We start from the raw sequence: 15,948 nt of genomic DNA, 5'->3' as shown, positions 1-15,948 counted from the left end.
GGCGCGAGGTTTCCCCTCGCGCCTTTTTACTTATCCGAAGCGACGGCGCTTCTGACCGCCGCCAGCACCCGGCGCCTTGGCCTTCGGCTTGTCGCCCCTCGCGCCGCCTGCGCCTTGCGGCTTGCGGCGCTGTTGCGGTTGCCCGCGCTTGCGCTGCTCGGCCCGTGCAGGCCCGGCCAGATCGGCGGACCACGGCACGCCACCTTCGACCTTCATGCTGAACTTCATCAGCTTTTCGATGGCGCGCAGATCTTCCATCTCGGCCGGGGCGCAAAATGCAAGCGCGCGGCCAGAGGCCCCTGCCCGCGCGGTGCGGCCAATGCGGTGGACGTAGTTTTCCGGCACTTCCGGCAGGTCGTAGTTATAAACATGGCCCATATCGGGAATGTCGATGCCGCGCGCCGCAACATCGGTCGCGACCAGCACCTTGATTTCACCAGCACGGAAGGCAGCCAAGGTGCGCTCACGCTGGCCTTGGCTTTTGTTGCCGTGGATGGACCCTGCGGACAGGCCCCATGTGTTCAGCAGCTTCATCAGCTTTTCCGCACCGTGCTTGGTGCGGGAAAACACCAGCGCCAAGTCATCGGTGTGTTTCTCAAGGTAGCTGGCCAACAGCTTGGCCTTGTCACCCTGCGACACGAAATGCACGGCTTGCGTGACCTTGTCGGCGGGCTTGCCGGGGGCTGAGACCTCGATCCGCTCGGGGCGATCCAGATAGGCAGCAGCGATCTCGTTCATCTGCTTCGACATTGTGGCCGAGAACATCAGCGTCTGGCGCTCGCGCGGCAGCAGCGCCGCAATCTTGCGCAGCGCGTGAATGAACCCAAGGTCGAGCATCTGATCAGCTTCGTCCAGCACCAGCATGCGGGTTTCCGCCAGCGTCAGCGCGCGGCGGTCCAGCAGGTCCAACAAACGACCGGGGGTGGCGACCAGAATATCGGTCCCCTTGGCCAATTTCTGAATCTGCGGGTTGATCCCCGCGCCACCGACAACGCGCATCACCTTCACAGGCGATTTGCGCGCAAATGCGTCCAGCGTCGCGGCAATCTGGTTCACCAACTCGCGCGTGGGCGCAAGGATTAGCGCCTGCGTTGTTTTAGGATTGGGACGGCCCGCACCCAGCACTTCGTGCAGGATGGGCAGGCCAAAGGCCAAGGTTTTGCCGGTGCCGGTTTGCGCCAGCCCCAGCAGGTCACGGCCCTGCATGACCAGCGGGATGGCGCGGGCCTGGATCGGGGTCGGCTTGTCCAGCCCTTGGGCTTCCAACCCTGCGGTCAAAAGGGGGCGCAGGCCGAACATGGTGAAATCAGTCAAGATAAGTCCTCTCATGGCACGCGAACGCAGCCAAAAATGCCCCATTTTCTTGGGGACGGTTGGGGGCGCCAAACATGGACGCCGCCCCCCACGCGTGATGTCGGGAAGCTGTTTTTGGGGCAGCACGCCCCTGTCGCAAACCTTGTCAGTGCTCACGCGGCACGTTTGCGGTTGGGATGCAGATGCGCGCCGAAGCGCGAAAAGTCAAGGTATTTCCCATATTGATGCGAATAGAACTCGAATCAGAACATGTTAAGCGCGCGCGGAACCGTTCGAAAAATGCGTGTGAAAACGGCGGAATGGGCTGCAAAATCCGCCCGTTTCAACGAAATCCTTGCCTTTTTTCGCGGCTGTGGCACCATTTTCGGGTGAAGACAGAGTTTCTACAACGGCCCCGTGCGTCTGCGACAGCCGAAAACTGGAAGACCTGGCTGAACGCCCCAAGGCAATCCCGTCTTGGGATACGACAGAACGAGGAGAAGCTGTATGCCAACCGGCACAGTGAAATGGTTCAACACGACCAAGGGTTACGGGTTCATCGCCCCCGATGACGGCGGCAAGGATATCTTCGTGCATATCTCTGCGGTAGAGCGTGCAGGGCTGACCGGCCTCGCCGATGACCAAAAGGTAGGATACGAGCTGCGAGCAGGGCGCGACGGGCGCGAATCCGCCAGCGACTTGCAGTTGCTGTAGCGCCACCCGGACAAACAGGGGCGCTGCCGGCGGGCTGGCAGCGCGCAGGCTACAAGCCCAACGCCTTTTGCGTGTCGGCTTTCCAACCCAGATACCAGCTATCGCCGTCGCGAATGGCCGGACGCTTCATCAGTGTCGGATGGTTGGCTAGCAAGGTCGCTGCATCTTGCGCCTTGTCGGCATCTGACAAGCCCCGCCAAGTGGTAGAGGCCCGATTTATCACCGCATCCCCGAACCGCGCGATCAGGGTCGCGCGTTCTTCGGCGGTCAACGGCTCTGCACGAATGTCACGGAACGTGGCGTCCGGCAACGCCTTGACCGCTTTGCGGCAGGTGTCGCAGGTTTTCAGGCCAAGGATGGTTCGGGTCATAGCTACCTCCATTTATGGCAAGATGCCTGTGCGCGCCCGCGCTCGCAAGGGGCTTTTCGGACCGAGCGGAACGGGCTAAAGCCAGTGCATGGCAAAGCTATATTTCCACTTCTCGACCATGAACGCGGGCAAATCCACGATCCTGCTGCAAGCCGCGCATAACTACCGCGAGCGCGGTATGGTGCCTTACCTGCTGACAGCCCGACTGGACGGTCGCGCGGGGCACGGACGCATCGCGTCGCGCATCGGGATCGGGGCAGAGGCGGATACATTCGACGAAACCGACGATCTGTTCTTGCGGCTGGCAGACCGGCTGGCCCAAGGCCCGATGGCATGCGTATTCATTGACGAGGCGCAATTCCTGACCCCCAAACAGGTCTGGCAACTGGCCCGCGCGGTCGATGACCTGCGGGTGCCCATCATGTGCTACGGTCTGCGCGTGGATTTTCGCGGCGAATTGTTCCCCGGCTCTGCCACGCTTCTGGCGCTGGCCGATGAAATGCGCGAGGTGCGCACGATCTGCCACTGCGGCAAAAAGGCGACCATGGTGGTGCGCATGGACGCGGATGGTGCGGCCCTGCGCGATGGCGCGCAGGTCCAGATCGGCGGCAATGAAACCTATGTTGCGCTCTGCCGCCGCCACTGGCGCGAGGCGATGGGCGACCACCCCGCGCAGACGGACTAGGCGGCTTTCAAGGCCGTTTCGGGCTTGATCGCTGCAAGCCCCAAGGCTTCGCCCACCGCCGGATAGGTCAACTGCCCTGCATGCGTGTTCAAACCGGCCAGCAGATGCGGATCATCCATGCATGCTTGCCGCCAGCCCTTGTTCGCCAGCGCCAACATGAACGGCATGGTCGCATTGCCCAGCGCAATCGTCGATGTGCGCGCAACCGCACCGGGCATATTGGCCACGCAGTAGTGCATGATCCCGTCCACTTCGTAGATCGGATCGGCATGCGTCGTGGCCCGCGATGTCTCGAAACAGCCCCCTTGGTCAATAGCCACATCGACCAGTGCCGCGCCGGGCTTCATGGTCGCAAGTTGCGCCCGGTTGAGCAGTTTGGGTGCTGCCGCCCCCGGAACCAGCACCGCGCCGATGACCATATCGGCCTGCGCGACCAACTCGGCGGTGCGGGCCGCACTGGCATAACCCGTGCGGAACCTATCGCCGAAAACATCGTCCAGATAACGCAGGCGCGGCAGCGACAGGTCCAGCACGGTCACATCAGCGCCCATGCCCGCCGCAATGCGCGCGGCATGGGTGCCAACCACACCACCACCGATGACGACAACATTGGCCGGACCAACACCGGGCACACCGCCCATCAGCACGCCGCGCCCGCCATTGGCTTTTTGCAGGGTCCATGCGCCCATCTGCGGCGCCAGACGACCGGCGACCTCTGACATGGGCGCAAGCAGTGGCAGCCCTCCGGCGCGGTCGGTAACGGTTTCATACGCAATCGCGGTGACGCCGCTTGCCAGCAGATCGCGGGTTTGGACGGGGTCCGGGGCCAGATGCAGATAGGTGAACAAAACCTGCCCTGCCCGCAGCATTTTGCGCTCTGACGCCTGCGGTTCTTTCACTTTTACAACCATATCGGCGCTGGCAAAGATATCTTCCGCGTTATCAAGCAACGCTGCACCAGCGCTTGTATAGTCCTGATCGGCAAACCCTGCCCCCGTGCCAGCACCCGTCTGCACAATCACCTCGTGACCGGCAAGCACCAGTTCCTTTGCAGCAGCCGGGGTCAGACCGACGCGAAATTCCTGGGGTTTTATTTCCGTGGGACATCCGACACGCATGGCAAGCCTCCTTGTTTCATGGTGAAAGACTGCCCGCATTGATACGAAATTAATTTGCGAATATTCGCGGAATGGGTTTATTTGACGAATACTCTTCGATTTTTGTGACATTTGTCAGAACAGGATTGCGCTGCAATGCAGCTAGACGACACGGATCGCCGCATCTTGCGGGTTTTGCAACGCCAAGGCCGCGTGACAAATGCTGAGCTGGCGGACCTTGTGAACCTATCGCCTTCAGCCTGCCACCGGCGGGTGCAACGGCTGGAATCCGACGGGATCATCGCGGATTATGTCGCCCTGCTGGATATGAAACGCATCGGTCGCCCGACCACGGTGTTTGTGGAGATCACGCTTTCTGGGCAAAGCGATGATCTTCTCGACCGGTTCGAGCGCGAAGTCGCGCGCGTGCCCGATGTGCTGGAATGCCATCTGATGGCAGGCAGCGCCGATTATCTGTTGAAGATCATCGCGATCGACACAGAGGATTTTGCACGCATCCATCGCCGCTACCTGAGCCGCCTGCCCGGTGTGACGCAGATGCAATCATCTTTCGCCCTGCGCCGCGTTGTGCAGACCACTGCGGTCGATATCTGAGCCCCTTCGCAGGGGGGGCTTTGCCCCCGCCCTGCCCCGTTCCGAGGCAGGACTCCCCCAGGATATTTTTGCAAGGATGAAGGGGAAAGGGCGCTAGGGGATTGCCGGTCGCGCCCTTGCTGGTGCGTTGGATCGTTTACTGAACGATCCGACCCTCTATTTGCGGGGCAAATGGTTCGTTCGCAGACAGATGCCGCGCGAGCACTTCGGCAAGATCGATCGCTGTGTCGTAGCCATTCACACCCTGATCGCGCAGCATGCCGTAGCCATCGCCACCTCCGGCCATGAAGTTGTTGGTGACAAGGCCATACATGGCCGCAGGGTCGATCGGGGCCCACGCGTCGTCTGCGCGGACCTCAACGTCCGACACCCGACCGGCACCCGGCGCGACAGAGGCGTCAAGCTTGAAGCGCAGGCCGGCGACCTGCGGGAAACGCCCAGCGCCGTTTTCGATATCGTTGACACCGTGTTCCAGCGCCGCGACCAGTGCCGCGCCAGGGATTTCCAGCGTGTAAAGCGTGTTCTGGAAGGGCAGCACCGTCAGCACATCGCCAAGCGTGGCCGTGCCCGACCCGATAGAGGCGCGCAAGCCGCCACCATTGGCGAGTGCGATGGTGATGCCCTGATCCGCGACCTCTGCCAGCATGGCGTCGGTTACGGTATTGCCCATCTCGCATTCGCGGGCGCGGCAGTTTTCACGGCTGCCGTCGATCGGCGCGGCGAGTTCGGCGACGGGCGCCCTAATCAGCCGCTCGATGGGCTCTGCCAAGGGGGCCATCAGCGCCTCGATATCTTCGGCCGGGGCGAAGCTGGCGTCGAGCAGCACCGTGTCGCCGCTAGCAGACACAACGGCACCATCATCGGCAAAATCCAGTTGCAGTTCGCCCAGATAGCGCGAGAACGCAAACGCCTGCACGATGGGCACCGCGCGGCCCGATGGGCTTTCGACCAGCGTGGCATAGTCGACCGCACCCTCTTCGGTGTTGGACATACGGGTGTGGCTGTGCCCGCCGATGATGGCCGAAATACCGTCCACAGCGGCGGCGATTTCGCGGTCGCGATTGTAGCCGACATGACTGAGCACCAGAATTATTGTGATCCCGTCAGCTTGCATTTCGGCGACCGCGCCTTGCAGAAACTCGATTTCGTCATCGAAGCTGACATCGGGGCCGGGCGACGACAGGATCACGGTTTCGGGCGTGGTCACGCCAAGGATACCGATGCGTTCGCCGTCTTTTTCAACCACCACGCGCGGCTGGATATGCCCCGCAAGCGGGCTGCCCTCTGCCACACGGATATTGCCGGAGACGACCGGGAAATCTGCGGTCGCGATCATTTCGGCAAGACTTTCGGGGCCACGGTTGAACTCGTGATTGCCGACGCCCATCGCGTCGAACCCGATGGCGTTCATCATCTGCACTTCGGCTTTGCCGCCATACGTAGTGTAATACAACGTGCCCTGGCTTTGGTCGCCGGCGTCCAGCGTCAGCACGGGGCGCCCTTCATCTTCATGCGCGGCGCGGCGCTCGCGAATTGCGGTGGCCAGACGGGCGGAGCCGCCGAAACAATTGCCTTCCGCCGAATCATCATCCGAACAGGTGGAGTTGTAGCTGCTGATTTCGCTGATGCGGCTGTGCATGTCGTTGATATGCAGAACCGTGATAGAAAAACCGGCCTGCGCCTGCGCACTGCGCAGCGTGAAGCTGCCTGCGCCGGTGATCGCCAGTGTGGCGCCCGCAAGGCTGAGAAATCCGCGCCGGTTCAGATGAGAGTCGGTCTTGGTCATGGTCGCATCCCCGTTGGTGGCCGCGCGAGGGCGGCAGACAAAACATGGCGTGCCAAGCTTCTGTGACGGCTTGATGACACCTGTGCACGTTCAGCTTACCTGCGAACTGTTCCTTGGCAATAGCTTTGGCACGGTGACGCTACTGCGAAGCAAGAACTGCCTGACATGCACGCGGTAAATCTGCCATCGTATAGTCACGCGGGTGACGGCGCGGTTCGGGCGGGGGCGCATTCGGGTCGCGCGGAGGCGGATTCAGGTAATCCGTCACCCACCATTGCAATGTGTCATCGCAGCCGTTTCCGCCGTTGGACAGTTCCCCCACCGTCGGGGTCTGGGCTTCGCAATTGCGCGCACCGCGCGGGCATTTCATCCGCACATGAAAATGGTAATTATGCCCACCGGCCGGGCGGATTTTCTGAAGCCAGCGCGTATCGGCGCTGCGCGCGGTCTTGCACATTTCCAACTTTACGGCGGCGGCGACAAAAATCCGGTCAACGCGCGGGTCGCTGGCGGCGGCGCGCATGATGTTGTAATGGGACCGCGTCCAGTTGCTGTTCACACGGAGCTGGTCATTGGTCCGCACAGAAATGGAGCTGAGGCTTTCGCGTTCACCAACGCTGAGATCCAGCCGTTTGGGCGGCAGCATCCAGATATCCACGTCCAGCCCGATCTGGTGGCTTCGATGCCCCGAGGTCATTGGCCCGCCGCGCGGCTGACTGATATCGCCGATATACAGCCCCGCCCAACCGTGGCGCGTCGCTTCGCGGCTAAGGTCCTGCACGAACTCCATCAAGCTGGGATCGCCCCAGTTGCGGTTGCGTGACAAGCGCATTGCCTGCCATGTCGGCCCGGTTTCGGGCAAACGCACCAGCCCCGAGGCACAGCCCTTGGAATAGCTGCCAATCGGCTCTGGCGATTGTAGCGAGCCATATGCATGCGCCCCGAATAGCTGGTTCGCGCGCTGTTGCGCGGTGGCCGGTGCCGAAAACAGCACGGCAAGGGTCAGGATCAGGATGGCGCGCATCGGAACTCCGGCTCTCCCTCTGGGTCCACCCAGGCTAGCAGGACCAGCCCCGCCATGAAAAGCACAATCAGCGGGGCGACGCCCATGCGCTGGCTGTCGGTCAGGGTTGTGACCAGCGCCACCAGCGCGGGTGCCAGAAAGGCCAGCGCCTTGCCCGACAGCGCGTAAAGCCCGAAGCCTTCGGTCATGCGGGCGGGGTCGGCCTGTCGCACCATCATGGTGCGCGACGCGGATTGCAGGCTGCCGCCGCCCGCGCCAATCAGCGCACCGCAGATGTAGAAGGTGATGTCTGGCAGGTTTGACCCCTCGGCTACGGGTATGAACAGCGCCATTGTCCGGTCGGTCCCGACGATGATGACACAGACCGCCATCAACAGGGCAACGCAGCCGATGACGACAGGTTTCGGACCAAAGCGCGAATCCAGCTTGCCCGCCAGCCAACACGCGAGCGCGCCCACGGCGGCGGCCAGTATGCCGAACACGCCGATTTGGACGATGGACCAACCCAGCACGCCCGCCGCATATATCCCGCCAAAGGCGTAAATGCCGTTGAGCGCATCACGGTAGAGCAGCGACGCCCCCAGATAGGCGAACAGGCTGCGCCGTTTGGGCAGGGCGCGCAGGTTTGCGCCCAATTCGACCAGACCCTTGCGCACCGCACCGCGCGCGCGCGAAGTGGCCGATTTGATCGGCACCCACAGGAAGAAGGGGATGACAAAAACAAGATACCAGAGCGCGGTGAACGGCCCGACAAAACGCGTGCCTTCGCGCGCCACCGGGTCCAGACCCAGCGCGGGGGACAGGCCAATCAACGTGACGCCTTGGTCGTTTTCAGCCAGAAACAGCAGCATGAGGACCAAGGACACAAGCCCGCCGACATAGCCCAGCGCCCAGCCGGTGCCTGAAATCTGGCCCAGATCGTCACGGCTGCCCAGATCCGGCAAAGTGGCGTTTGTAAAAACAATGCCGAATTCCAGCCCTACAAGCCCGATAGCGAAGGCCAGAAGCACCAGCCAGATCGTGCCCGTATCGGCGTCGGGCACAGCCAGCCAGAGCGCCCCCGCGCCAAGCGCATAGAGCGCGGACCACAGCAACAGCCACGAGCGGCGGTTTCCGGAACTGTCGGCAATCGCCCCCATGACAGGCGCCGTCACCGCAATCAGCAAGCCCGACAGCGCCAGCATCCAGCCCCAAAGCGCCTGCCCCGTCACCGGATCCGGAGCCACGGCGGACGCGAAATAGGGTGCGAAAATGAAAGTCAGAAGCAGTGTGTTATAGGGTTGGTTGGCCCAGTCAAAGGCCCACCAGCCCCATATCTGTTTGCGCGGCGTGTTCATGGCGGACCTTTCGCGAAAGCTTGCCGCCACTTAGCCACCGCGCGCGCCGTCTGACAAGCGATTAGCCGGGATTGCGCAACCGCAAGTCAGCCGAGTCGCCTTGTCCTTGGTCAGAGACGAAACGCAATGTGGCCCCGTCGCGCAGGACCAGCTGGCAGTTATACCCGTCGCCTGATCCGCCGAATTCCAACGTCCGGCAAAAATAGCCGTTGCGCCATTCCCAACGACCGCCGACCTGCATGCCAAAGCCCCGGCCACGGATTTCGCCTTGCGGCAGCACCTGCAACCGGATGCCGAAACGCGTCAGCTCGCGCCCTTCAACGAGGGACCGGAAATTCCCTTCCTCTCGGACCGGCTGGAAATCGGCCAGCGCAGGGGCGGCGGCTATCATGGCGGTGGTAAGTGCAATCGCGAACTTCATTATGGCAACCTCTTTCTGGTGTCCTAACGCTGATACGCAGCAGACCCGAGATTGGTTTCAAAAAACCTAACCGGCGCTCAAGCCCAGCACATCGAGCATGGAATACTCGCCGGGTTCGCGCCCCTCCAGCCACAATGCGGCCCGCAGCGCGCCGCGCGCGAACAGCGCCCGGTCTGACGCCACATGGCGTAGCGTCACGCGTTCGCCGGGACCGGCAAAGACCACATCATGTTCTCCGATGAAATCACCGCCACGGATTGCGTGGAAGCCGATCGCGCCATCGCGGCGCGCACCGGTTATCCCGTCGCGCGCCCTGTCGGCCATATCGGCCAGCACAACGCCGCGCCCTTCGGCGACGGCCTCGCCCAGCATCAGCGCGGTGCCGGAGGGCGCGTCGACCTTGTGGCGGTGGTGGGCCTCGATGATCTCGATATCGTAATCCTCGCCAAGTGCACCTGCGACCTGACGCGCCAGCGTGACCAACAGGTTGACTCCAAGGCTCATATTGCCGGCGCGCACGATATGCCCATGCGCACCGATCTTTGCCAGCGCGGCGATGTCGTCATCGTCGAATCCGGTTGTTCCGATAACATGGCCCACACCCGAGTCGGCGGCACGCTCTGCCAGTGCCAAGGTTGCAGCGGGCGCCGTGAAGTCGATGATGACATCGCTGGCCGCCAATGCGGCACCGATGTCGTCGGTAACGGTCAGCCCGCGCGCGGCAACACCCATCACCTGTCCCAGATCCTGCCCGATCCAGCCATGGCCCGGACGGTCGACTGCAGCCGACAATGTGGCTTTCGGATGCGCGTCGATCTCGCGCACCAGCATTTGCCCCATGCGCCCCGATACGCCGAATACCGCGATGTTTCGCATGGCCTGTCCTTTCCTTGCACAAGTTTGCACGCGACATAGCCAAATGCCGCCGAATTGGCAAAGCCTCGTTGCGCGGGGAAGGCATTTGGCCTAGATAAAGCTTATGTCAAACCGTCGCTTCCCCACCACCTCCGGTCCGTCGCAACGCCAGTTGCGGGTGGGCGAATTGCTGCGCCGCACATTGGCCGATGTGCTAACCCGCGGCGATGTTCATGACCCGGACCTGAACCGTATTCCGATCACGGTCAGCGAGGTGCGGGCATCGCCCGACCTGAAGATCGCGACGGCCTATGTCATGCCCTTGGCCGGGCGTGAACAGGGCACGGCACTGGCGGCGCTGCGCCGCAACAAGGCGGAACTGCGCCATCTTGTCAGCCGTGAGATGACACTGAAATACGCGCCCGATTTGCGGTTCAAACTGGACGAAACCTTCGACCGGATGGACGAAACGCGCCGCTTGCTGAATGACGAAACGGTCCAGCGCGACCTCGTCAGCGGAACCGACCCCGATGGCACGGATAGTTAGCGCTGTCGCCGCAGCCTTGCTATGGGCGTTGCCCGCGCAGGCCGAGTGCAGCCGCACCGACTATCTGGACCAGCGCTTCACCATATGCGAGGCACAGGCGGGAGATGATCTACGCTTGTTCCTGCGCGGCGACGACGGCCAGACCTATGGCAGCTTCACCGCCGTAGACGACGCGCTGTCCGAAAAGGACAAGACCCTTTCATTTGCCATGAACGGCGGGATGTATCATCCCGACCGCGCGCCCGTGGGCCTTTATATCGAGGGTGGGGACGAACAAGCGCGCCTGATCTTGTCGGATGGGCCGGGCAATTTCGGGCTGCTCCCCAACGGTGTGTTCTGCATAGAAAACACCCGACTGACCATCATCGAGAGCCGTGCCTTTGCCGTGGCACAGCCGGCATGCCGGCATGCCACGCAATCCGGACCGATGCTGGTGATCGACGGGGCTTATCATCCGCGCTTTTTGGAAGGGTCCGACTCGCGGCTCATTCGCAATGGGGTGGGAGTGTCGGCTGATGGGCAGCGCGCGGTTTTCGTGATATCCGACAGCGCTGTGAACCTTTGGGAATTCGCACGCTTCTTTCGCGATGGTCTGGGGCTACCACAAGCCTTGTATATAGACGGACGGGTATCGCGGTTATACGCCCCTGAGCTTGGCCGGTCGGATTGGGGCCTGCCACTTGGGCCGATCATCGGCAAGGTTGTTGACGCGGACACGGCCAGCCAGTAGCTGCACCGGCTTGAACAGAATTCACGAGGGTTGCATGGGACGCAAGCGCAAGGGTCGCGCCATTTCGGGTTGGCTGCTGGTGGACAAACCGGCGGGCGTGACCTCTACCTCGGTCGTGAACAAGGTCCGCTGGGCATTGCAGGCGCAAAAAGCAGGTCATGCGGGCACGCTGGACCCTGCGGCGACAGGTCTGCTGGCGGTGGCGTTGGGCGAGGCGACAAAAACCGTGCCCTACATTACCGATGCGCTGAAATGCTACCGGTTCCGCGTGCGTCTGGGCCAGTCTACGACAACGGATGATGCCGAGGGGACAGTGCTCGACAGCTCTGACCTGCGCCCGTCGGATGACGAGATTGCCGCCGCGCTTGGCGCCTTTCGTGGTGACATCGCGCAAGTCCCGCCGCAGTTTTCCGCCGTCAAGGTCGAGGGCGAGCGCGCCTATGACATTGCGCGGGCGGGCGAGGAAATGGACCTCGCCGCGCGCGCGCTCTGGGTGGAAAAACTGGACATGCTTGCCCGCCCTGATCCCGATCATGTCGATCTGGAAATGGTCTGCGGCAAGGGTGGCTATGTGCGCTCCATCGCGCGCGATCTGGGCGCGGCATTGGGCTGCCTTGGTCATGTCGCGTGGCTGCGGCGCGAATGGTCGGGACCGTTCGACGCGTCCGAAGGGCTGAGCATGGAGCAGATAGACGCCATGGCCCATAGTCCAGAGTTGGACAGTCATATCCGCCCGCTGGAACTGGGGCTGGCCGACCTGCCCGAACTGCCCGCAACACCAGAGGGGGCCGCGCGGCTGCGCAATGGAAATCCGGGCATGGTGCTGGCGTCGGGCGTTGACTACGGCGCAGAGGCTTGGGCTAGCCTTGACGGGCACGCCGTGGCGGTCGGGCGATACAAGGCAGGCGAGTTGCACCCGTCGCGCGTTTTCGTCGTATCCTGAGCAGGCGGAGCGCGCGCGCCACGCACCACCTTGGAACCGTCGGCACCGCAATTTGCGGCCCATGCTCGTGCTGGAGTGTCTTGTCCGCATGCTTGGGGCTGCAAAAAGCGTCACCCAAGGCGTGATCGTCATCTGGACCGCGACGCGGTGTTCGCGTATCGCGAGCGTATGATTACGCGCTGCCACATAAAGGGCGATGCCCCGTCGGTCGCGGTCTATTCAGATTGCGAACGCTATCGCTATCTGCTGACCCGCGAATGGGCACCGGCACAGGGCCGCGCGCTTTTTATCATGCTCAACCCCTCGACCGCGACAGAGGTCCAAAACGACCCAACGGTAGAGCGCTGCGAACGCCGTGCGCGGGCCTTGGGGTTCGGCGGGTTCCGCGTCTGCAACATATTCGCCTATCGCGCGACCGACCCAAGGGTCATGCGCGCCGCCGCCGATCCGGTTGGCCCCGACAATGACGGGGCAATCATGGACAGCGTGCCATGGGCCGACCGCGTGATCTGCGCGTGGGGCACGCACGGGGCGCACCTTGATCGGGGCGCGCGCGTCGCGGCCATGTTGCGCGCCACGGGGGTGGACCTGTTCCATCTTGGCCTGAGCAAGGCTGGCCACCCGAAACACCCGCTCTATATCGGCTACGCCGTGCAGCCTGTGGCGTGGGTCTGACCCGGCTGGACAAACCGGCGGTTTTGCCCGATTCAAGACCTATGAGCCTTGACCTGTCAGCCTTGCGCCAAGCGCTGCACCGCCAGCCCGACCCGTCGGGACAAGAAGGGGGCACCGCCCGGATTATCGCAGACGCGCTGCGCGGCACTGCGCCCGACCGGTTGGTGACGGGCTTGGGTGGCCACGGCGTGGCCGCCGTTTACGACAGCGGCCAACCCGGCCCCACGGTGATGTTTCGCGCAGAGCTGGACGCGCTGCCGATCACAGAGGCGTCTGGCGTGGCGCACGCATCTGACCGCCCCGGCGTTGCGCATCTGTGCGGGCATGACGGGCATATGGCGATCCTGACAGGGCTTGCAGGCAAACGGCCACAGCGCGGGCGCATGATGCTGCTGTTCCAACCCGCCGAGGAGACCGGCGCGGGCGCGCGCGCGGTGTTGGCCGACCCCGCGTTTACCGCGCTGCGCCCCGACTATGCGTTTGCGCTGCACAACATGCCCGGCTTGCCGCTTGGCGCTGTGGCGGTTGCTGCGGGGCCTGCCAGTTGCGCGTCTGTAGGCTGGCGGATCGCGATTGCGGGGCGAGAGGCGCATGCGGCCTTCCCCGAAACCGGCAACTCGCCCGCACCGTTTCTGGCCCGTCTGGTAGACCATTTGGCCGCCCTGCCGCATTGCCCCGACGCGGCTATGGCAACGCTGTGCCATCTGTCGATGGGTGCGCCCGCCTTCGGCATTGCACCGGGTCAGGCAGTGGCCAATGTGACCTTGCGCAGCAACAGCGACGCAGGCCTTGCGCGGCTGGAAACGGATTTGCAAAGCTGGCTCGACACGCATGCAGGCGGGCTATCCGTACAGATTACCCGCCACGACCATTTCAACGCGACCGTGAATGACCCGATTGCGGCGGCGCATGTCAATGCCGCGCGCGCCAGCCTTGGGATTGAACACGCGGCCTACACATTCCCGATGCGCCCGTCGGAGGATTTCGGCGCATTCAGCGCCCATGCAAAATGCGCCCTGTTCTTCCTTGGCGCGGGCGAAACACACCCTGCCCTGCATGACCCCGCCTACGATTTCCCCGATGCGCTGATCGCCCCGGGCGTGGCAATGTTCGGGGCTATATTGGCGCAGGTTATGGGATAAACCGCGCAGGGCTTAGGCCGCGCAGGGAATTGCCCAGCCACAGGCGAACAAGCGGCAGGTCACGGGCCAAAAGCACCTCTTCGGGACAACCGAGCGCAGCACGCAGCACGCCGGGCAATAGCCCGCTTGACAGCGGTGGCGTGCGCATCCCGTCGCCACGGTCGAAAAAGACGGTGGTGATGGTGCCGTCGCACACTTCGTCACGTTCGTTGCGGAAAATCATCTCGTCCAGCCCGTCGGGCAAGGCGGCGCGGGCGGCATCATAGGTCGCGCGCTGGCTTGATTTCACGCGCAACCACGGGTCGTTCGAGGCCAGCCGCGCCGCAGCCAATCCAACACGCCATTCCGTCAAAGAGGGTGGTAGCGGATGGCTGTCTTGCGCAATTGCGCCGGTTGCATCCAAGGTCAACCGCAGTCGCGCAGGGCTGGCAGGGCCGGAAAAGGTGAACTCCGGGGCCGACCAACCCAAGGCATCCGCGCCAGCCTGCAACCGCGCGCGGTGCAACCTTTCGTGCCGCAATGCGCGCCCGTCCCAGTAGCCGGTCTCTATCAGCGTCAAGCCGCGCGGCGCAGGCCCGTGGCGAAGCGGGTTTTCCACAAGGCTTCCTCCCATTCTCCGGCCTCTGTGCTGTCTTGCACGATACCGCCGCCGACATTGCCCTCGATCGCGCCCCCCTCGAACAGACGCAGGGTTCGGATGGCAACGGACCACGCCTGATCGCCATCCGGCCCGGCCCAGCCGATCGCACCGCAATAGACAGAGCGCGGCGTGCGTTCCAGTTCAGCGATGATCTGCATCGCACGGATTTTCGGCGCGCCGGTCACAGAGCCGCACGGGAAGAGCGCGGCCATGATCTCTGTCAGGCCAAGATTGGCCCGCAACCGCCCGCGAATGCGGCTGCTCATCTGGTGGACGGTGGCAAAACTGTCAATTTCGAACAGCTCGGGCACCTTGACAGACCCCACTTCGGAAATGCGGGCAATGTCGTTGCGCAACAGGTCCACGATCATCAGGTTTTCGGCCTGCACCTTTTCGCTGGTCGCCAGCCCGTCGCGCAGCGCGCGGTCGGCATCGGGCGTCGCACCGCGCGGGGCGGTGCCCTTCATCGGGCGGCTTTCCACCACGCCATCTTGCAAAGTGAAGAACAATTCCGGGCTGCATGACAGCACAACCGGCCCCGCCCCAAGGTCCAGATAGGCCCCGAACCCGACCGATTGCCGCGCGCGCAGGGCCCCATAGAGCCCCGCCGCGCTGCCCGACACAAGCTGCGCGGCGAGCGGAAAGGTCAGGTTGGCCTGATAACAATCGCCCGCCGCGATGTAGTCCATGAGCCGCGAAAAGGACTGCGCGTAGTCGCCGCGTGTGATGCGCGGCAGGATGGGCGACAGACTGGAGGACTGCGCATCGGCCTGCTCCAGAAAGGGCGCAGCGGGACCTGGCGCGTCAAAGACACCCAGCGCCACAAGGGGGGCGCGTGGGTCGTGATGGGTTATACCGCTTAGGCGCGGTTCAAACGCATAGCCGGCCTCATAGGCGATGTAGCCCGCAACCCATTGGCCCGCGCGGCGCGCAGCTTCGGCGCGGTCCAGCACATCGGCCACCTCTGCCCGCGTCCACGCCAGCAACACCGCGCTGGGGCGCGTGAACAGCGCAGCGCGGCCACCGGGGCCGTGGTCAAGAGCGATGACAGGGGGCATGGCAGCCTTTGCGTCG

At 63.4% G+C, this 15,948-nt stretch carries 18 protein-coding genes; 8 read left to right on the top strand and 10 right to left on the bottom strand.

The genetic code is table 11. From position 1 onward, the window contains the following. Nucleotides 1-30: 30 nt before the first annotated feature. Entirely contained in the window at nucleotides 31-1,314 is a 1,284-nt protein-coding gene (locus ROE7235_RS00835) for a DEAD/DEAH box helicase (RefSeq protein WP_370743408.1), read from the bottom strand. A gap of 486 nt (nucleotides 1,315-1,800) precedes the next feature. On the opposite strand from ROE7235_RS00835, the gene ROE7235_RS00830 reads away from it, so the two are divergent. After that, on the top strand, nucleotides 1,801-2,007 hold the full coding sequence (locus ROE7235_RS00830; RefSeq protein ID WP_121092754.1) for a cold-shock protein: 207 nt from the start codon (nucleotides 1,801-1,803) through the stop codon (nucleotides 2,005-2,007). A gap of 49 nt (nucleotides 2,008-2,056) precedes the next feature. Here ROE7235_RS00830 and ROE7235_RS00825 read toward each other — a convergent pair whose 3' ends face one another. Beyond that, nucleotides 2,057-2,377 (bottom strand): arsenate reductase family protein, encoded by a 321-nt coding sequence (locus ROE7235_RS00825; RefSeq protein WP_245963842.1) that lies wholly within the window; start codon nucleotides 2,375-2,377, stop codon nucleotides 2,057-2,059. Nucleotides 2,378-2,465: 88 nt separating this feature from the next. Between ROE7235_RS00825 and ROE7235_RS00820 the strand changes: the two genes are divergently transcribed. Beyond that, on the top strand, nucleotides 2,466-3,062 hold the full coding sequence (locus tag ROE7235_RS00820; protein ID WP_121092752.1) for a thymidine kinase: 597 nt from the start codon (nucleotides 2,466-2,468) through the stop codon (nucleotides 3,060-3,062). On the opposite strand, the gene ald is transcribed toward ROE7235_RS00820, so the two are convergent. Continuing rightward, complete coding sequence (ald, locus tag ROE7235_RS00815) at nucleotides 3,059-4,180, bottom strand: alanine dehydrogenase (RefSeq protein ID WP_121092751.1); 1,122 nt, start codon at nucleotides 4,178-4,180, stop codon at nucleotides 3,059-3,061. The genes ROE7235_RS00820 and ald overlap by 4 nt on opposite strands. A 135-nt stretch (nucleotides 4,181-4,315) precedes the next feature. Here ald and ROE7235_RS00810 point away from each other — a divergent pair, with 135 nt between their 5' ends. Continuing rightward, nucleotides 4,316-4,774 (top strand): Lrp/AsnC family transcriptional regulator, encoded by a 459-nt coding sequence (locus tag ROE7235_RS00810; protein WP_121092750.1) that lies wholly within the window; start codon nucleotides 4,316-4,318, stop codon nucleotides 4,772-4,774. 136 nt (nucleotides 4,775-4,910) lie between these two features. Here ROE7235_RS00810 and ROE7235_RS00805 read toward each other — a convergent pair whose 3' ends face one another. From ROE7235_RS00805 to dapB, 5 genes are all read right to left on the bottom strand, one after another. Continuing rightward, complete coding sequence (locus tag ROE7235_RS00805; protein ID WP_121092749.1) at nucleotides 4,911-6,560, bottom strand: bifunctional metallophosphatase/5'-nucleotidase; 1,650 nt, start codon at nucleotides 6,558-6,560, stop codon at nucleotides 4,911-4,913. 139 nt (nucleotides 6,561-6,699) lie between these two features. Continuing rightward, nucleotides 6,700-7,584 (bottom strand): penicillin-insensitive murein endopeptidase, encoded by an 885-nt coding sequence (mepA, locus tag ROE7235_RS00800; protein ID WP_121092748.1) that lies wholly within the window; start codon nucleotides 7,582-7,584, stop codon nucleotides 6,700-6,702. After that, nucleotides 7,569-8,921, bottom strand: coding sequence for an MFS transporter (locus ROE7235_RS00795; protein WP_121092747.1), 1,353 nt, complete (start codon nucleotides 8,919-8,921; stop codon nucleotides 7,569-7,571). The genes mepA and ROE7235_RS00795 overlap by 16 nt, the downstream gene beginning before the upstream one ends. A 61-nt stretch (nucleotides 8,922-8,982) precedes the next feature. Further along, nucleotides 8,983-9,342, bottom strand: a complete 360-nt coding sequence (locus ROE7235_RS00790; RefSeq protein ID WP_121092746.1) for a dihydrodipicolinate reductase — start codon at nucleotides 9,340-9,342, stop codon at nucleotides 8,983-8,985. A 66-nt stretch (nucleotides 9,343-9,408) separates the two neighbouring features. Beyond that, nucleotides 9,409-10,218 carry a 4-hydroxy-tetrahydrodipicolinate reductase gene (gene dapB / locus ROE7235_RS00785; protein ID WP_121092745.1) on the bottom strand — a complete coding sequence of 270 codons (810 nt, stop codon included), beginning with the start codon at nucleotides 10,216-10,218 and terminating at the stop codon, nucleotides 9,409-9,411. A gap of 103 nt (nucleotides 10,219-10,321) precedes the next feature. Between dapB and rbfA the strand changes: the two genes are divergently transcribed. From rbfA to ROE7235_RS00760, 5 genes are all read left to right on the top strand, one after another. After that, nucleotides 10,322-10,744 (top strand): 30S ribosome-binding factor RbfA, encoded by a 423-nt coding sequence (gene rbfA / locus ROE7235_RS00780; protein ID WP_121092744.1) that lies wholly within the window; start codon nucleotides 10,322-10,324, stop codon nucleotides 10,742-10,744. Then, nucleotides 10,728-11,474, top strand: coding sequence for a phosphodiester glycosidase family protein (locus tag ROE7235_RS00775; RefSeq protein ID WP_121092743.1), 747 nt, complete (start codon nucleotides 10,728-10,730; stop codon nucleotides 11,472-11,474). The genes rbfA and ROE7235_RS00775 overlap by 17 nt, the downstream gene beginning before the upstream one ends. A 34-nt stretch (nucleotides 11,475-11,508) precedes the next feature. Then, nucleotides 11,509-12,417 carry a tRNA pseudouridine(55) synthase TruB gene (gene truB / locus ROE7235_RS00770; RefSeq protein WP_121092742.1) on the top strand — a complete coding sequence of 303 codons (909 nt, stop codon included), beginning with the start codon at nucleotides 11,509-11,511 and terminating at the stop codon, nucleotides 12,415-12,417. A 168-nt stretch (nucleotides 12,418-12,585) separates the two neighbouring features. Continuing rightward, the gene (locus ROE7235_RS00765) at nucleotides 12,586-13,092 is read left to right on the top strand and encodes a DUF1643 domain-containing protein (protein WP_121092741.1); all 507 of its coding nucleotides are present in this window, start codon (nucleotides 12,586-12,588) and stop codon (nucleotides 13,090-13,092) included. A gap of 41 nt (nucleotides 13,093-13,133) precedes the next feature. Continuing rightward, nucleotides 13,134-14,234, top strand: coding sequence for an amidohydrolase (locus ROE7235_RS00760; protein WP_121092740.1), 1,101 nt, complete (start codon nucleotides 13,134-13,136; stop codon nucleotides 14,232-14,234). Here ROE7235_RS00760 and ROE7235_RS00755 read toward each other — a convergent pair. Continuing rightward, a complete protein-coding gene (locus tag ROE7235_RS00755; RefSeq protein WP_245963841.1) occupies nucleotides 14,224-14,832 on the bottom strand; it encodes an aminotransferase class IV in 609 nt (202 codons plus the stop codon). The two genes, ROE7235_RS00760 and ROE7235_RS00755, sit on opposite strands and share 11 nt — an antisense overlap. Further along, nucleotides 14,790-15,932, bottom strand: a complete 1,143-nt coding sequence (locus tag ROE7235_RS00750) for an aminodeoxychorismate synthase component I (RefSeq protein ID WP_121092738.1) — start codon at nucleotides 15,930-15,932, stop codon at nucleotides 14,790-14,792. Before ROE7235_RS00750 ends, ROE7235_RS00755 begins: the two co-directional genes overlap by 43 nt. Nucleotides 15,933-15,948: the final 16 nt, after the last annotated feature.

The organism is Roseinatronobacter ekhonensis, assembly GCF_900499075.1.
Lineage (GTDB): Bacteria > Pseudomonadota > Alphaproteobacteria > Rhodobacterales > Rhodobacteraceae > Roseinatronobacter > Roseinatronobacter ekhonensis.
Note: the sequence above shows the minus strand (reverse complement) of the source record. Positions and strands in the feature narration are given on the sequence as shown.